General features: G+C 64.4%; 14 protein-coding genes. 3 read left to right on the forward strand and 11 right to left on the reverse strand.

The genetic code is table 11. The annotated features are described in order from the left end of the window. Positions 1 to 4 precede the first annotated feature (4 nt). The 3 genes from AzCIB_RS15025 to AzCIB_RS15035 are packed head-to-tail and all read left to right on the forward strand — an operon-like array spanning position 5 to position 1,853. Positions 5 to 583: a peptidylprolyl isomerase gene (locus tag AzCIB_RS15025; protein WP_050416643.1), complete on the forward strand. Its 579-nt coding sequence runs from the start codon at positions 5 to 7 to the stop codon at positions 581 to 583. 20 nt (positions 584 to 603) lie between these two features. After that, positions 604 to 1,098 carry a peptidylprolyl isomerase gene (locus tag AzCIB_RS15030; RefSeq protein ID WP_050416644.1) on the forward strand — a complete coding sequence of 165 codons (495 nt, stop codon included), beginning with the start codon at positions 604 to 606 and terminating at the stop codon, positions 1,096 to 1,098. A 38-nt stretch (positions 1,099 to 1,136) separates the two neighbouring features. After that, positions 1,137 to 1,853, forward strand: coding sequence for a UDP-2,3-diacylglucosamine diphosphatase (locus tag AzCIB_RS15035; RefSeq protein WP_050416645.1), 717 nt, complete (start codon positions 1,137 to 1,139; stop codon positions 1,851 to 1,853). A gap of 54 nt (positions 1,854 to 1,907) precedes the next feature. On the opposite strand, the gene AzCIB_RS15040 is transcribed toward AzCIB_RS15035, so the two are convergent. The 11 genes from AzCIB_RS15040 to AzCIB_RS15090 are packed head-to-tail and all read right to left on the reverse strand — an operon-like array spanning position 1,908 to position 12,127. Beyond that, complete coding sequence (locus AzCIB_RS15040; RefSeq protein ID WP_050416646.1) at positions 1,908 to 3,077, reverse strand: O-succinylhomoserine sulfhydrylase; 1,170 nt, start codon at positions 3,075 to 3,077, stop codon at positions 1,908 to 1,910. A gap of 6 nt (positions 3,078 to 3,083) precedes the next feature. Further along, positions 3,084 to 4,607 carry an amidophosphoribosyltransferase gene (purF, locus tag AzCIB_RS15045; protein WP_050416647.1) on the reverse strand — a complete coding sequence of 508 codons (1,524 nt, stop codon included), beginning with the start codon at positions 4,605 to 4,607 and terminating at the stop codon, positions 3,084 to 3,086. Between the two features lie 10 nt (positions 4,608 to 4,617). After that, positions 4,618 to 5,109 (reverse strand): CvpA family protein, encoded by a 492-nt coding sequence (locus tag AzCIB_RS15050; protein ID WP_050416648.1) that lies wholly within the window; start codon positions 5,107 to 5,109, stop codon positions 4,618 to 4,620. Positions 5,110 to 5,128: 19 nt separating this feature from the next. After that, the gene (locus AzCIB_RS15055; RefSeq protein ID WP_050416649.1) at positions 5,129 to 5,833 is read right to left on the reverse strand and encodes an SPOR domain-containing protein; all 705 of its coding nucleotides are present in this window, start codon (positions 5,831 to 5,833) and stop codon (positions 5,129 to 5,131) included. A gap of 8 nt (positions 5,834 to 5,841) precedes the next feature. Beyond that, complete coding sequence (gene folC / locus AzCIB_RS15060; RefSeq protein WP_050416650.1) at positions 5,842 to 7,119, reverse strand: bifunctional tetrahydrofolate synthase/dihydrofolate synthase; 1,278 nt, start codon at positions 7,117 to 7,119, stop codon at positions 5,842 to 5,844. A 15-nt stretch (positions 7,120 to 7,134) separates the two neighbouring features. Beyond that, complete coding sequence (gene accD, locus AzCIB_RS15065) at positions 7,135 to 8,004, reverse strand: acetyl-CoA carboxylase, carboxyltransferase subunit beta (RefSeq protein ID WP_050416651.1); 870 nt, start codon at positions 8,002 to 8,004, stop codon at positions 7,135 to 7,137. Further along, positions 8,001 to 8,816 (reverse strand): tryptophan synthase subunit alpha, encoded by an 816-nt coding sequence (gene trpA / locus AzCIB_RS15070; protein ID WP_050416652.1) that lies wholly within the window; start codon positions 8,814 to 8,816, stop codon positions 8,001 to 8,003. Before trpA ends, accD begins: the two co-directional genes overlap by 4 nt. Before the next feature lie 41 nt (positions 8,817 to 8,857). Continuing rightward, positions 8,858 to 10,069 carry a tryptophan synthase subunit beta gene (gene trpB, locus AzCIB_RS15075; RefSeq protein WP_050416653.1) on the reverse strand — a complete coding sequence of 404 codons (1,212 nt, stop codon included), beginning with the start codon at positions 10,067 to 10,069 and terminating at the stop codon, positions 8,858 to 8,860. Then, positions 10,056 to 10,679 (reverse strand): phosphoribosylanthranilate isomerase, encoded by a 624-nt coding sequence (locus AzCIB_RS15080; RefSeq protein ID WP_050416654.1) that lies wholly within the window; start codon positions 10,677 to 10,679, stop codon positions 10,056 to 10,058. Before AzCIB_RS15080 ends, trpB begins: the two co-directional genes overlap by 14 nt. Further along, positions 10,680 to 11,474 carry a tRNA pseudouridine(38-40) synthase TruA gene (gene truA, locus AzCIB_RS15085; protein WP_050416655.1) on the reverse strand — a complete coding sequence of 265 codons (795 nt, stop codon included), beginning with the start codon at positions 11,472 to 11,474 and terminating at the stop codon, positions 10,680 to 10,682. Then, positions 11,471 to 12,127, reverse strand: a complete 657-nt coding sequence (locus tag AzCIB_RS15090) for an energy-coupling factor transporter transmembrane component T (RefSeq protein WP_232299234.1) — start codon at positions 12,125 to 12,127, stop codon at positions 11,471 to 11,473. The genes truA and AzCIB_RS15090 overlap by 4 nt, the downstream gene beginning before the upstream one ends. Position 12,128: the final 1 nt, after the last annotated feature.

Consider the following 12,128-nt stretch of genomic DNA (forward strand, 5'->3'; position numbering starts at 1 on the left):
CGACATGAAGCGCTTTTTCGCAAGCCTGTTCCTTTTCATCTGGTGCGCCGTCGCACAGGCCGCCAATCCCGTTGTCGAAATGCGCACCAACCAGGGGACGATCCTCCTCGAACTGTTTGCGGACAAGGCGCCCAAATCGGTAGAGAACTTCCTTGAGTACGCGAAGAGCGGGCACTACAACGGCACGATCTTCCACCGCGTCATCGACGGTTTCATGATCCAGGGCGGTGGCTTCGACGGATCGCTGAGCCAGAAGCCCACGCGCGCACCGATCGAGAATGAAGCCAAGAACGGGCTGCGCAACGAAACGGGGACGCTTGCCATGGCACGGACCTCCGACCCCCATTCCGCGACCGCGCAGTTCTTCGTCAACCTCGCTGACAACAGCTTCCTCGATTACCCGTCGCGCGACGGCTGGGGCTATGCCGTGTTCGGCAAGGTCACGAGCGGCATGGACGTCGTGCAGAAGATCGGCAAGATGCGCACCGGGCTCGTTCGCGGCATGCGCGATGTCCCTGCGGAACCGATGATCATCGAGTCGGTCCGCCTCGTCGAGGCCGCCAAGACCGGCCAAACCAAGTAACGATCCCCAAGGAGCCCCACATGGCAGTCAAGCTTCATACGAATCACGGCACGATTACCCTCGAACTCGACGCCGACAAGGCACCGGAAACGGTCAAGAACTTCCTCGACTACGTCAGCGCCGGCCATTACGACAACACGATCTTCCATCGCGTGATCAAGAACTTCATGATCCAGGGCGGCGGTTTCGAGCCCGGCATGAAGCAGAAGCCTACCGGCGAGCAGATCAAGAACGAGGCCGACAACGGCCTGAAGAACCTGACGGGCACGATCGCGATGGCCCGCACCCAGGCGCCCCACTCCGCCACGGCCCAGTTCTTCATCAACGTCGTCGATAACGATTTCCTCAATTTCCGCTCGCAGGATATGCAAGGCTGGGGCTACTGCGTATTCGGCCGGGTCACCGAAGGCATGGACGTCGTGAACAGCATCCGCTCAGTCCCTACGGGTTCGAGCGGCTTCCACCAGGACGTGCCGGTCGAGGACGTCCTCATCGAACGCGCCGAAATCGTCTGATTTCGCCGGGCCGATCCGTCTCAGAATTCCGAACGCGCATGTCGGCCCTATTCATCGCGGATCTGCACCTCGCGGACCAGTGCCCGGACAACACCCGCGCGTTCCTCGCCCTGCTTGCAGGGCAGGCGCGCGAGGTGGGCGCGCTGTACATCCTCGGGGATCTGTTCGAGTACTGGGCCGGTGACGATGATCGCGATTCTCCGCTGACTCGCGAGATCGGGGAGGCCCTTGCGACACTTGCGTCACGGGGTACGCAGATCGGCTTTGTTGCCGGAAATCGCGACTTCCTCGTCGGAGAGCACTTTGCCCGCGATGCCGGGCTGATCATCCTCGCGGATCCGACGGTAGTCGATCTCGATGGCCGGCGGGTGCTGCTCACCCACGGCGACAGCCTGTGCACCGACGACCATGCCTACCAGGCTTTCCGGCAACAGGTCCGCGACCCGCAGTGGCAAAGAGCATTTCTTGCCCGCCCCCTCGAAGAACGCAAGCGGGTAATCGAGGGCCTACGCCGGCACAGCGAAACGGCCAAGCAGGAAAAGGCCGTGGACATCATGGATGTTAACGCGGCAGCCGTGGATGCCCTGCTGCGAGCCCACGATTACCCGACACTCATTCACGGCCACACGCACCGGCCAGCACGCCATCTACATCAGGTGGATGGCCGGGCCTGCGAGCGCTGGGTCCTCTCCGACTGGCGCGGAACGGCGAGTTGGCTGCTTTGGGACGGAACGGACTTCCGCCCCGGCCCTTGAGGAAATTCCGCGGGCCACAAGGCGAGTGCCAAGCACCCGCCGCCGCGACGGCTGTCAGCCCGCCAAGCCGCGCGCGAGATCCGCGCGCAAGTCCTCGACCGCCTCCAGGCCGACAGCGATCCGCAGCAATCCCTCGGTAATGCCTGCCGCAGCACGCGCTTCGGCACTGATGCGCCCATGCGTCGTGGACGCCGGATGGGTGATGGTGGTCTTCGCATCGCCAAGGTTCGCGGTGATCGAGATCATGCGGGTCGAATCCACGACCCGCCATGCGCCCTCACGCCCTCCGGCGACCTCGAAACTGACAATCGCGCCGCCGGACTTCTGCTGCCGCATCGCGAGTTCGTGCTGCGGATGGGAGGCCAAGCCGGGGTAATACACCCTCTCGACTCCTGCTTGCTGCTCGAGCCAGTGCGCTAGTTCGAGCGCGGCCGCCGACTGTGCATCCATGCGAATGCGCAGGGTTTCCAGCCCCTTCAGAATCACCCACGCATTGAAGGGCGAAATCGACGGTCCTGCCGTGCGCAGGAATTTCAGCACTTCGTCGACGATGACTTTCTTGCCGGCGACTGCACCGCCCAGCACCCTGCCCTGGCCATCGAGGTATTTCGTCGCGGAATGCACGACGACGTCGGCCCCCAGTTCGAGCGGGCGCTGCAGCGCAGGCGTGCAGAAACAATTGTCGACAGCGAAAATCGCACCGCAGGAATGCGCGATGTCTGCCACCGCGGCGATGTCGATGACCTCGGTAAGGGGGTTCGACGGCGTCTCGATGAAAAAGAGCCGCGTGCGCGCCTTGATCGCAGCGCGATAGGCATCCGAGTCGGTCGCGGGCACGAAGGTCGTCTCGATGCCGAACTTCGCGAGAATCGTCCCGAAGAGCTGTTGCGTCGCCCCGAAGAGACCCATCGACGCAACCACGTGGTCACCGGCCTGCAGGGTCGCCATCGCAAGCGACAGGATCGCGGACATGCCCGAGGCGGTAGCGACGCAGGCTTCGGCACCTTCGAGGGCGGCAAGACGCTGCTGCATCGCCGTCACGGTCGGATTCGTGAAGCGCGCGTAGACGTTGCCTTCATCCGCGCCCGAGAACCGGGCTGCGGCCTGCGCGGCGCTCTCGAAGACGAAGCTCGACGTCAGATAGAGGGCTTCGCTGTGTTCATTGAACTGGCTGCGCGCTATGCCCGCGCGCACCGCCAGGGTGTCGAACTCGTAGTCGCTCATTTCTGCTCAACTGTCCTGGTTGGCAACCAGGTTCAGGTCGAGTTGTCCGCCTTCGCCGTCGTCGCCCGATTTGTTCTCGGCACGCTGGTTCTCGACGCCGTTCAGGTATTCGGGCGTGATGTCGCCGGTTATGTAGGAGCCGTCGAAACAGGACGTCTCGAAGAACTTGATCGCGGGATTGACCGCCCGTACGGCAGCCTTGAGATCGCTGATATCCTGATAAATCAGTCCGTCCGCTCCAATGACGCGACAGATCTCTTCCTCGCTGCGATCGGCCGCGATAAGCTCGGCTCGGGTCGGCATGTCGATGCCGTATACGTTCGCATAGCGAACCGGCGGCGCCGCAGAAGCGAGGTACACCTTCACCGCGCCGGCGTCGCGGGCCATGGTGACGATCTCGCGGCTCGTGGTACCGCGGACGATCGAGTCGTCGACCAGCAGCACCTTCTTTCCCCTGAATTCCTGCGGGATGGTGTTGAGCTTCTGGCGCACCGACTTACGCCGGGTCGCCTGGCCGGGCATGATGAAGGTGCGCCCGATGTAGCGGTTCTTCACGAAGCCTTCGCGGTACGGGAGGTTCAACCGGTGCGCCATCTCCATCGCAGCAGGACGGCTGGAATCGGGGATGGGGATCACGACATCGATCTCCGCGTGGGGCACGACGCGCTTGAGCTTGTCGGCGAGGAATTCGCCCATCTTCACGCGTGACTCGTATACCGACACTCCGTCGATCACCGAGTCCGGGCGCGCGAGGTACACGAACTCGAACATGCACGGCGCTTCGACGGTCTTTTCCGCACACTGGCGGCTGCGGAAATTTCCCTGTGTGTCAATGAGGATCGCCTCGCCCGGCGCCACGTCGCGCAGCGTCTTGAAGCCAAGCACGTCCATCGCAACCGACTCGGACGCCACGACCCACTCATGGCCGCCGTCGACATCATTGCGCCCGACAACCAGCGGACGAATACCGAACGGATCGCGGAACGCGAGCAGGCCGAAGCCAGCAATCATCACGACGACGGCGTAAGCACCACGGCAGCGGCGATGCACACCCGCCACGGCGCGGAACACGGCATCCTCGTCGAGCTTGAAGCCCTTGGCAGCGGCCTGCAGTTCGTGCGCGAGCACGTTCAGCAGCACCTCCGAATCGGAATTGGTGTTGATGTGGCGGAGGTCCGAGAGGAACATCTCGCGCTTCAGTTCCTCGGAATTCGTCAGGTTGCCGTTATGGGCGAGCAGCAGGCCGAAGGGCGAATTGACGTAGAAAGGCTGCGCTTCGGCAGGATTGCACGCCGACCCCGCAGTCGGATAGCGGACATGGCCGATACCCCAATTGCCCACCAGATTGCGCATGTTGCGCGTGCGGAACACGTCGCGCACGAGCCCCGGCCCCTTGTGCATCAGGAAGCGCCCCCCCTCCGACGTCGCGATGCCTGCCGCATCCTGTCCGCGGTGCTGCAGCACCTGCAGGCCGTCATAGAGCAACTGATTGACCGGGGATTTTGCAACGACCCCAATGATTCCGCACATGGAATAGCACCTATCTGAATCGAATCTTTGTAGCCACCACATCGGGCAGCCACGGTTTGGCAGCGATGACCGCCGTCTCCAGCGGAGGAGCAAACATTGCGTTGGACCACCACGGCTCACGCGCAATCCCGATCAAGCCGCCCAACAGCACCACCGCGAGGGCGATCGCAATGCCGCGGGCAACACCGAATAATGCGCCGAACACCCGGTCGGCCGTGCCCAGCCCAACCACCTTGAGCAGTTCGCGAAGCAGGAAGCGCAACAGGGCAGCCAGCATCAGGACCACGACGAAGATCAGCGCGAACCCGGCGATCTGGCGCCAGGCGGGTTCGACGATCATGCCGCCGAACAGCACCGCTGCATCGCCTGCGTAGCGCCAGGCCGCAAAGAGCGCGACCGCCCACGCGAGCAGCGCTATCACCTCGCTGACCAATCCGCGCCACATGCCGACAGCCGCCGACAAAGCGAGAACGCCGAGGAATACGTAATCGAATACCGTCATCGCAGTGATCTGCGCATGCTCATCTCGGCACGACCGAGCCGCTCATTCCGCTCGCCCGGATCCGCTGGGCGGACTTTTCGGCGTCGTCGCGCCCGCCGAACGGCCCGACCCGCACGCGCGTCATCGCGCCGATTTTTTCAGTGTAGACCGCGAAGCCCCGCCTTTTCAGGTCTGCCGCAATCGACGCAGCCTTCCCACCATCGCCGAAGGCACCGATCTGGACGACAAAGCCGCTTCCAGCCACCGGGGGAGAAAGCACCGCCTGCTTGCCTTCGAGAATTGCCTGGGCGCGAGCACTATCGGTTAGAGCATCCTTCGCCGCCGGCGGCGCCGGCTTCACGGGTTCGACCGCGGCACTTGCCGAACCGGGGACCCGTGGCACATCGGGTGTCGCGGGCGCCGGAGCCGGACGCTGCGGAGGCGGCACATTTGCGCCGGCTTCCTGCCTCGGCGCCTCGGATGAGCCTGGAGTGGGCGGCTGCTCCTCGGGCGGAGGCGCGAGTTGCGGATCGGGATCGCGCACCGGGCGACTGGCAATGCGGCGCGAGAGGGTGTTGTCCGCCTCGCGGTCGGGGATCGTGATCTGGATATCCTGCGCCGGGGCGCTCGGCTCCTGATCCATCACCATGGGGAGGATGATCGCGGCGAGCAGCGCCAGCGCGGCCGCCCCAACCAAACGACGCCTGGCGCGCTTCTTGAGTTCGACGTTGTCGCTATCGGTCACGCGGAGCCTCAATGACGAGCGGCGCGGACGGTGGCCAGCACATCCGCGACCGTCAGGAACGAGCCAAAGGCTACGATTCTATCACCCTCGCCTGCAGATTTCCGGGCAGCCGCATAACCCTCCGCGGGGCTCTCGAAACGCTGGATATCGCCTCGCACGCCCACACTGCGGAGGCGCTGTTCGAGACGCTCTGCGCTGAGCCCGCGGGCTCCGGGAAGACTGACGAGCATCCAGTGATCGACGCGATCCTGGATCAGCTTCACGACACCTTCTACGTCCTTGTCCGCGAGCATGCCCAGGACTGCCCACGTTTCAGGGAAGAACCCCATGTTGGACAGGTTCTCGGACAGCACCCCTGCCGCCTGCGGGTTATGCGCGACGTCGAGCACCACCGAGGGTCGTCCCGGCAGAACCTGAAAGCGCCCGGGCAGCTCGACGAGCATCAGCCCCTGGCGGACCGCCTGCATTGACACGGGAATCCGCTGTCGCAGGGTTTCCAGCGTCATCAGCACCGCCGACGCGTTCAGGAGCTGGTTGGCCCCGCGCAACGCGGGGTAGGCAAGCCCCCCACGACGCGCACCGCCCTTGCTCCACCATGTCCATTGAGTGCGGTCGCCGCTGAATCCGAAATCCTCGCCAACCAGCTTCAGGTCGGCGCCGATCGCGCGTGCATGGCCGACCAGCGTGGCGGGGACCATAGGATCGGAACAGATTGCTGGACGCCCCGCACGGAAAATGCCGGCCTTCTCGAAGCCAATCTTCTCCCGCGTGTCGCCCAGCCAGTCCATATGGTCCATCGCGATGCCGGTCACGATGGCGCAGTCGGGGTCAATCGCATTTACCGCGTCGAGGCGCCCGCCGAGGCCGACTTCGAGGATCACGACGTCGAGCGGCGCACCGCAAAATGCCCACCAGGCGGCGAGCGTTCCGTGCTCGAAGTAGGTCAGCAGGGTTTCGCCGCGCGCCTCCTCGACGGCACGAAAGGCGCCTACCAAGGTCTGGTCATCAACCTCGCGTCCGTCGATGCGCACGCGCTCGTTGTAGCGCAGCAGATGCGGGGACGTGTAGCAGCCGACGCGATACCCGGCGGCGAGCAGAATCGCCTCGAGCATGGCGCAGGTCGAGCCCTTACCGTTGGTACCCCCAACGGTGATCACCACAGCATCGCTGCGCACGTCGAGCGCATCGCGCACGCGGGAGACGCGATCCAGGCCAAGCTGGATCTGGACCGTATGGCGGCTTTCGAGCAGCTCGAGCCAGCCGCTCAGGGATTCAGGAAAATGCATGAAGTGGAACGGAAATCAGACGCCGATGGCGGGCTGGCGCGTCAGCAGGGTGAGGAGTTCGGCGACCTTCGAGCGCATCTCGCGCCGATCGACGATCATGTCGATCGCGCCCTTCTCGAGCAGGAACTCGGAGCGCTGGAAACCCTCCGGCAGGGTTTCGCGCACGGTCTGCTCGATCACGCGCGGGCCAGCGAAACCGATCAGCGCGCCCGGCTCGGCGATCACGACGTCGCCCATGAAGGCAAAGCTCGCCGACACGCCCCCCATCGTGGGGTCGGTGAGGATGGTGAGGAACGGCAGCTTGCGCTCAGCGAGCTGAGTGATCGCGGCGGTGGTCTTGGCCATTTGCATCAGCGAGAAGAGCCCCTCCTGCATGCGGGCACCGCCCGTGGCGGTGATGCAGATGAAGGGAAGACGCTGCTCCAGGGCCGCCTTGGCGCCGCGCACGAAACGTTCGCCCACGACAGACCCCATTGATCCGCCGAGGAAATCGAACTCGAAGCAGGCGACCACGACCGGCACCGTCAGGATGGAACCCTGCATCACGACCATCGCATCAGCTTCGCCGGTATCGTCGTTCGCTGCCGAAAGCCGCTCGGTGTAGCGCCGCGAGTCCTTGAATTTCAGCGGATCGACCGGCACGACTTCGCTACCGATCTCGAAGCGCGCTTCCGCGTCAAGCAGTTGATCGAGCCGCGCCCGCGCGCGCAGGCGCTGGTGGTGACCGCACTTCGGACACACGCTCTGGTTGCTTTCGAGATCGGAACGGTAGAGCACAGCCTCGCATGCCGGGCACTTGCTCCAAAGGCCTTCCGGAATCGACTTGCGCGCAGCGCTTTCGGCGCGCTTGATCTTCGGCGGCAGCAGTTTCTGAAGCCAACTCATCGCGGAGCTCCTTGGATCTGGTCGAGCGCAGCACGCACGCCCTCAACGAAGTTCTTTACCCGGGCTACCGCCTGATCGCGCGGACTGTTTTCGATCTCTTCGATGATGCGGCTGCCGATCACGACCGCGTCGGCCACCTCGCCGATACGGCGGGCCGATTCGGCGTCGCGGATGCCGAAGCCGACGCCGACCGGCATGCCGACGCCCTGACGAATCTGCGGCATGCGCGCAGCGACATCGTCGAAATCGAGGGCCCCCGAACCAGTCACCCCTTTGAGCGAAACGTAGTAGATATAGCCGCTGCCGATCATCGCGACCTCACGGATGCGCTGTTCGGTGGAAGTCGGCGCCAGCAGGAAGATGGGGTCCATACCGCCCGCCTTGAGCGTGCGCGCAAACGCTTCGCATTCCTCGGGCGGGTAATCCACGACGAGAACCCCGTCCACGCCGGCAGCGCCGGCAGCGGCGACGAACCGTTCGACGCCCATGGCTTCGATCGGGTTCGCATAGCCCATCAGGACGACCGGCGTATCGGAATTCGTCGCACGGAAGTCGGCCACCAGCGCGAACACCTTGCGCAGGCTCATCCCGTTGACGAGTGCGCGCTCGGACGCCCGCTGAATGGTCGGGCCATCCGCCATCGGGTCGGAGAACGGCACGCCCAGTTCTATGATGTCCGCCCCGCCATCGACGAGCGCATGCATCAGCGGCACGGTGAGTTCGGGAGCGGGGTCGCCCGCAGTGATGAAGGGGATCAGAGCCCGCCGCCCTGAGGCCTGCAGGCTCTGAAAAACTGACTGGATTCTGGACATATGCGGTATCGGGATGCGCGGGCCCGTCAAGGCCCGCGGAGTCAGAACTGGATGCCGGACTTTTCGGCGACGGTGTGCATGTCCTTGTCGCCGCGCCCGGAGAGATTGACTAGCAGGATCTTGTCGCGCGGCAGGGTCGGCGCCAGCTTCGCGGCATACGCGAGGGCGTGGGACGACTCGAGCGCGGGGATGATGCCTTCGAGATGACACAGATTATGGAAAGCGGCCAGCGCCTCCTCATCGGTGACGCCGACATACTCCGCACGGTCGCTGTCCTTGAGCCAGGCGTGCTCGGGCCCTACGCCCGGATAGTCGAGGCCGGCCGAAATAGAATGGGTTTCGATGATCTGGCCGTCGTCGCTCTGGAGCAGGTAGGTGCGGTTCCCGTGCAGCACGCCGGGTGTGCCGCCGGTGAGGCTGGCCGCGTGACGCCCGGACTCCAACCCCTCGCCGTACGCTTCCACGCCGATCAGCCTAACGCCCGCAACGTCGATGTAGGGATGGAAGATGCCCATCGCGTTCGATCCACCGCCGACGCACGCAATCACATAATCGGGCTGGCGACCGGCCATCTCGGGCATCTGCACGAGGCATTCCTTGCCGATGACTGACTGGAAGTCGCGCACCATCATCGGGTACGGATGCGGCCCCGCCACCGTGCCGATGATATAGAAGGTGTTATGGATGTTCGTGACCCAGTCGCGCATCGCTTCGTTAAGGGCGTCCTTCAGCGTCTTGGAGCCCGATTCGACCGGAACGACCTTCGCCCCCAGGAGCTTCATGCGGTACACGTTGGCGGCCTGGCGTTTCATGTCCTCGGCGCCCATATACACCACGCACTCCATCCCGTAGCGCGCAGCCACCGTCGCCGTTGCGACCCCATGCTGACCGGCGCCGGTCTCCGCGATCACGCGCGGCTTGCCCATGTATCGCGCAACGAGCGCCTGGCCGATGCAGTTGTTCACCTTGTGCGCGCCGGTGTGATTCAGATCCTCGCGTTTGAGGTAGATCTGCGCGCCGCCGAGCGAATCCGACATGCGCTTCGCGTGGTAGATCGGGCTCGGCCGGCCAACGTAGTGCTTGAGCTCATATTCGAACTCGGCCATGAAGGCCGGGTTGTTCCTGCACGCCTCGTAGGCGGCCTTGAGCTCGTCCAGCGCAGGAATCAGCGTCTCGGCCACGAACACGCCGCCGTACGGCCCGAAATGACCGCGCGAATCAGGAAACCGGTATGACTTGTCAACCGTCTGCATTGCGTACTCCAGCGACGAACGCGGCAATCCGTGCCGCGTCCTTGATACCCTTGCCCGACTCCACGCCACTGGATACATCGACAGCCCACGGCCTTACGCGGCGGACTGCCTCGGCGACGTTATCGGGATCCAACCCACCGGAAAGGATCAGCGGCCGCCCAAGGCGCTCGGGAATCAGGGACCAATCGAAGATCTTGCCGCCGCCGCCGTAGCCTTCGACAAACGCGTCGAGCAGCAATCCGGAAGCGGACGGGTGGGAAGCCGAGAATTCTACCAGATCGACTCCGGGTCGCACGCGCGCTGCCTTGATCCAGGGGCGACCGAAGCCTGCACACAGGGCTTCCGTTTCCTCGCCGTGAAACTGCAGGAGCTGCAACGGCACCTGCGCGACCGCCTGCTGCACGTAGGCTGGATCGGGATTCACGAAAAGACCCACCGTCGTGACGAACGGCGGCACCAGCGCGGCCAGCTCCGCCGCACGCTCGAACGCGACGAAACGCGGGCTGGGCGGATAGAAGACCAGTCCGATTGCATCCGCGCCAGCCTCGACGGCGGCATGCACGTCCTCGGCGCGGGTCAGGCCGCAGATCTTAATTCGGGTTCTGGACACTCAGACGAAAGGGATACGCGGGAGCGCGATGATACGCCCTTCGTCTGGCAGCGGCCAGTGCGAGGGGTACTCGACACCTGCGAGATACAAACCGTCGGGAGTGAAGGTCATCGCCGCGCGGCTGCGGTCGCGCGAGTGCAGCACTTCGGACATCCACTCTGGCGGGTAACAACCCTTGCCGACGTAGACCAGCGAGCCGATCAGGTTGCGCACCATATGGTGCAGGAAGGCATTCGCCCAGAAATCGAAGACGATGTAATCCCCGTCGCGCCTCACCTGCGCCTCGTGCATGAGTTTGATCGGCGATTTAGCCTGGCACCCGGCGGCACGGAAGGCCGAAAAATCCTGCCAGCCGAGGATGGAACGGGCGGCCTCGTCCATCGCCGCTTCATCGAGCGGCGGGTGAAACCATCCCACGCGACCGGCCAGGAGCGCCGGCCGCACGGCCGAGTTGTAAAGGATGTAGCGGTAGCGGCGCGAAACGGCACAAAAGCGCGCATGGAAATCGTCACCGACTTCCACCGCCCAACGGACTGCGACCGGCGCCCTCATCCGGGCATTGGTACCGCGGACCCAGCCATGCAGCGAACGCACGGATTGGGTGTCGAAATGCACCACCTGCGCCGTTGCATGGACGCCGGCATCGGTCCGCCCAGCACAGTGCAGTCGCACCGGGTGACCGGCCATGCCCGAGAGGGCTGCCTCGAGGTGGTCCTGAACGGTCTGCCCGTGGGACTGGCTCTGCCAGCCCTGAAAAGCGTCGCCTGCATATTCGACGCCAAGAGCAATTCTCATCGTGTTACTCCGAACCACAACGCCGCTACGCCCAGCACCACGAGCAGAGCCGCCAGATCCCACCATGCAAAGGCTTCGCGGGTAAACACGATCCTGTCGGTGCCGTTGCCGTTGATGCCGTCATCCTCGAGCCAGTCGCGCCACGCAGCCGCTGGTGCCGATTCCACGTAGCGCAGAACGAGCATCAGGCGCACCGCCAACCTCTCGGTAGGGAGGCCGAGCCATCCCAGGGGGCGCAGCAGGGCATGCAGACCGCCGACGAGACGTGATACGGGAAGTCCCTCCAGCAGCAGCGCCACGCACAACACGACCGCAACCAGCCGCCCCACATGCTCGGCAGCCAACATCAGCCCTTCGCGGCTCGGACTGAGCTCGGGAAGCGCCGAAAAGAGCGCCTCGCCCGGAGTGAATCCGGCGAACAGCGCGAGTATCGCGAGGATCAGAAAACGCACGCGCCGCAACAACTTCAGGCTACGTGTAGGCGCAAACCACCATCCGGCAAGCGCGCACAATCCTGCCGCAACCGACAGGACCATAGGCGACATAACCTGCAGGACAACGACGCACGCCATCCACAACGCAATCACGAATCCGGAATGCATGAAAATGAACGGGCCGCCCGGCGGCGGCCCCTTGGAATGCGCGGACTGCAAC

It is taken from the genome of Azoarcus sp. CIB, assembly GCF_001190925.1.
Lineage (GTDB): Bacteria > Pseudomonadota > Gammaproteobacteria > Burkholderiales > Rhodocyclaceae > Aromatoleum.

Bases quoted from the DNA above. Each gene is read 5' to 3' on its own strand.
- AzCIB_RS15025 (WP_050416643.1), top strand. From the start codon at position 5: ATGAAGCGCTTTTTCGCAAGCCTGTTCCTTTTCATCTGGTGCGCCGTC.
- AzCIB_RS15030 (WP_050416644.1), top strand. From the start codon at position 604: ATGGCAGTCAAGCTTCATACGAATCACGGCACGATTACCCTCGAACTC.
- AzCIB_RS15035 (WP_050416645.1), top strand. From the start codon at position 1,137: ATGTCGGCCCTATTCATCGCGGATCTGCACCTCGCGGACCAGTGCCCG.
- AzCIB_RS15040 (WP_050416646.1), bottom strand. From the start codon at position 3,077: ATGAGCGACTACGAGTTCGACACCCTGGCGGTGCGCGCGGGCATAGCG.
- purF (WP_050416647.1), bottom strand. From the start codon at position 4,607: ATGTGCGGAATCATTGGGGTCGTTGCAAAATCCCCGGTCAATCAGTTG.
- AzCIB_RS15050 (WP_050416648.1), bottom strand. From the start codon at position 5,109: ATGACGGTATTCGATTACGTATTCCTCGGCGTTCTCGCTTTGTCGGCG.
- folC (WP_050416650.1), bottom strand. From the start codon at position 7,119: ATGCATTTTCCTGAATCCCTGAGCGGCTGGCTCGAGCTGCTCGAAAGC.
- accD (WP_050416651.1), bottom strand. From the start codon at position 8,004: ATGAGTTGGCTTCAGAAACTGCTGCCGCCGAAGATCAAGCGCGCCGAA.
- trpA (WP_050416652.1), bottom strand. From the start codon at position 8,816: ATGTCCAGAATCCAGTCAGTTTTTCAGAGCCTGCAGGCCTCAGGGCGG.
- trpB (WP_050416653.1), bottom strand. From the start codon at position 10,069: ATGCAGACGGTTGACAAGTCATACCGGTTTCCTGATTCGCGCGGTCAT.
- truA (WP_050416655.1), bottom strand. From the start codon at position 11,474: ATGAGAATTGCTCTTGGCGTCGAATATGCAGGCGACGCTTTTCAGGGC.